The 3,140-nt window shown below is 64.2% G+C and carries 4 protein-coding genes; all 4 read right to left on the bottom strand.

Annotation, left to right across the window (positions count from 1 at the left end; genetic code table 11):
* A partial coding sequence (locus DL237_RS20335) for a VirB4 family type IV secretion/conjugal transfer ATPase (protein WP_119400796.1) occupies nucleotides 1-1,828 on the bottom strand: 1,828 nt, incomplete at its 3' end.
* The gene (locus tag DL237_RS20330; protein WP_009574151.1) at nucleotides 1,818-2,096 is read right to left on the bottom strand and encodes a type IV secretion system protein VirB3; all 279 of its coding nucleotides are present in this window, start codon (nucleotides 2,094-2,096) and stop codon (nucleotides 1,818-1,820) included. The genes DL237_RS20330 and DL237_RS20335, both read right to left, overlap by 11 nt.
* 21 nt (nucleotides 2,097-2,117) lie before the next feature.
* Nucleotides 2,118-2,408 carry a TrbC/VirB2 family protein gene (locus DL237_RS20325; RefSeq protein ID WP_054540759.1) on the bottom strand — a complete coding sequence of 97 codons (291 nt, stop codon included), beginning with the start codon at nucleotides 2,406-2,408 and terminating at the stop codon, nucleotides 2,118-2,120.
* A complete protein-coding gene (locus DL237_RS20320; protein ID WP_119400795.1) occupies nucleotides 2,405-3,088 on the bottom strand; it encodes a lytic transglycosylase domain-containing protein in 684 nt (227 codons plus the stop codon). Before DL237_RS20320 ends, DL237_RS20325 begins: the two co-directional genes overlap by 4 nt.
* Nucleotides 3,089-3,140 lie beyond the last annotated feature (52 nt).

The raw sequence follows: 3,140 nt of genomic DNA, 5'->3' as shown, positions 1-3,140 counted from the left end.
CTCCATCGATGCTGAAACTGTCCTCGGCATTGGCCCCGAAGATCCAGCCGTAGCGACCCTCGGCCGTCCATTCCTGCATACGCTCGAAGAGATCGCCCTCGTCATCGGTCGAGACCAGCAGCGAGGCGAAATCCGACCAGTTCCGTAGGCCCGCATGTCCTGCGCTCGCGTTCTGGCGTACGACCTCCTGCAGTCGGTTGGTCTGCACCGGGGTCAGAGGCCGATCGCGCCGCTCCAAGAGGCTCGCGAGCCAATCAGCAAGCCATGCCTGGCCCCGCATGTCGATCTCGGTCTGGAGCGGATTGAGGCCCGTGGGGCGCCCCGCCCGCACGGTCGAATAGCTGCCGCCGAGCGCGCGGACGGCCATCTCCATGCCCGCGCGATAATCGAATACGAAGACCCGCGCACCTGCCCGCCGTGCCATGGTCATCAGGAATGCTGCCAGCACGGATTTGCCCGAGCCGGGACGGCCGAGGATCAGCGTGTGGCCACCCGTGGGTTCGCGATCCGGCGCGCCCTGTTCGTGGAAGTTGAAGCGAAAACCACTGCGCTCGGGTGTCGGAAAGAGCGTGATCGGCACGCCCCAGGGGACTTCCCGCCCTGTCTTTCCGAGCGGGGTGCGGTGGAAGGTAGCGAGATCGGCGAAGTTGTGGTTCGTGATTGCGGCCTTGCGGCTGCGCGCCCCTGTGTTCCCGGGATGCTGCGCCATGAAATGCGCCCGCGCCCCGAAGGCCTCCGAGATCAGGTTGATGCCGGAGGTGGCGGAGATGTTGCGGATCTCGGCCGCGATATCGTCAAGCGCCGTCTGGGTGCGGGCATAGACGGCCACGGTCATGTGGTGCTCGCCGAAGATCAGGCGTTTGGATTCCAGATCGTCCTGGCCGAGTTCCAGTTCCTGGGCGAGGCTGACGGCTCCGTCATTGGCGGCCTGCATTAGCCGCAGCTGCCGCTTGATCCGGCCCGCCATGATGTTGGCGTTGATCGGCACAAAAGAGTGCGTGACGACCATGTCGACGGGCAGATTCAACTCGTCGAGCATCAGGCTATCGGTCTTGGCGGGGTAGTTCTTCACCGCAAAGATCGCCCCGAGCTTGTCGCCGACGGCACCGTCCGAGAGTGCGATGGTCGTGCCGCGGAAGGTGACGCGGGTATTGGCCACGTCCTCGGCGATCACGCCAAGGCGCGACCGGGGGAAGAGCGGGTGCTCCTCGCCTGTGTTGAGTGAACCGAAGAAGCCCAGAAGCTCGCCGGTGCTTGCGGCCAGCAGGCGGGGCTTCAGCTCATCGAAGGAGGAAAGGAGAAACCCTACGACCTCATCGAGCTTGCGCAAGCGCCGGGTCGTATCTGCCGCAATCCGCGCGCGGGAAGCCCCAAGTCCGAACGGCAAGCGACTGCCGGTCTCTGGTCGCTTCAGCACCGTCAGGGTCAATGTCTTGTCGCGCAAGCCCGCGCGGCCGAGATGCGCGTGCCATCGTTTGTCGACGGCGGCAGCAAATCCTTCGCCCGGAATGGGCGGCAGGGTCACATCGACCGCTTTCGACACCTTGTGCAGGTAGAAGGAGAACTCGGTCCCCACCTGCGCGACGATGCCTGCCAGGAGCCCGCCGATCCGGTCGAGATGCCCGTCCTCGCTCGTGGTGCTGTTCACCCCCTCGAGGCGGATGCACTGCATCAGTTCGTTGCCGCGTGTCCGGATCGTTCGGTCGGTGACAAGGCTGACGTATGGCAGCATCGACGAGAGCCGCTTCTCGCCCCTGACCCATGCGGGCAACGCAGTCAGCGGATCGAGCGCCTCTGCGACGTCATTGGCGAGTCCATCACGGGGCATAGCTGTCGCCTCCGTGCAGCTTGCGGTTCGTCGTGGGCGGGGTTTCCTGCAGGGTGATCACCAGGACATCGAGGAAGTTCGGATCCCAGTCCGCGGCCTTCCAGAGCGCCGGCCAGGCCAGCCCCGCGAAAACAGCCACCACCCAGCTCTGCACCCAGAGGAACAGAAGCGTCGAGCCGAAGAGCCAGACCATGGCGTACATGATCGGCAAGCCCATCAGCTTGGGTGGCCTGAGAAGGCCGATGAACACGCGGGACTGGTCAGCCATGGCCAAGAACTCCAGGATTGCTCAGGTGGTCCAGATGGCGGCGACGATGGTGGGTGCTGCGGCGATGCCCGCGATTGCAACCACGACCCAGAGCGCCTGACGGAAGTCGAGGATGCCAAAGAGCCAGGAAAGGAACACCCCGATCAGCGCAAGCGTTCCGATCACGATTCCCAAGGGGCCGGTGATCGCATCGACAATTCCTTGAAGCAGGGTCTGTACCGGCGAGAGGTCAATGCTCTGCGCAAGCGCTGGACCCGCCAGCACGATAAGGGCCATCGCGCCGAGCGCGACGATCGAAGGTCTCGATGTCATGAAAGATCTCCTCTGAGCCGCTCAAACACGGCAGTCACACGGGCCACATGCCCTTGGGTTTCTCGAAAAGGCGGGATGCCGCCGTGGCGTGTGACCGCCTCAGGGCCAGCGTTGTACGCCGCAAGGGCCAGAGAGCCCTCACCGAACTGGTCGAGCATCATCAGCAAGTAGCGGGCTGATCCGTCGAGGTTCTGCGCCATGTCATGTGGGTCCACGCCGAGGTCGCGGGCGGTATCCGGCATAAGCTGGCCAAGGCCTATGGCACCGACAGGGCTACGTGCAGCCGGATTGTATGCGCTCTCGACTTCGATATTGGCCCGGTAAAGGAGCGCCCAATCAGTGACTGAAAGCCCTGCGCGACGCAGCGCACCATGCCCGGCATACCGCAGAGCCGTGGTCTCGATCGCATGGAGGATTTCTGGGGTGGCGCGGGCGGCGGATCGAGCCGGGATCGCTGTCTCGCTCGTTGCGTCAGGAACGCGAGGTTCTGCGAAGAGAAAAAGGCGCCCGTTTGCCTCTTGAGAAGTGGAAATCAATTGGCCGTCTGGGCCAACCGAAAAGATGAAACCGTCGGCCAGGGCCGGGGGCGCGGAACAAACGCCTGTACCCAAAGCAACGACGAGCGCAGTCGCGCAGTCAGCTGCCTTTGACCGGAGGCGCGGCGTGGCGTTCGCGGCCACCTTCTTCAAGTGGGATGCTAGCGGTCGTACAGCCCATGTCGGCCAGGAAACT

The sequence above is a fragment of the Pseudooceanicola sediminis genome, from assembly GCF_003575965.1.
GTDB classification, from domain to species: domain Bacteria; phylum Pseudomonadota; class Alphaproteobacteria; order Rhodobacterales; family Rhodobacteraceae; genus Pseudooceanicola; species Pseudooceanicola sediminis.
Note: the sequence above shows the minus strand (reverse complement) of the source record. Positions and strands in the feature narration are given on the sequence as shown.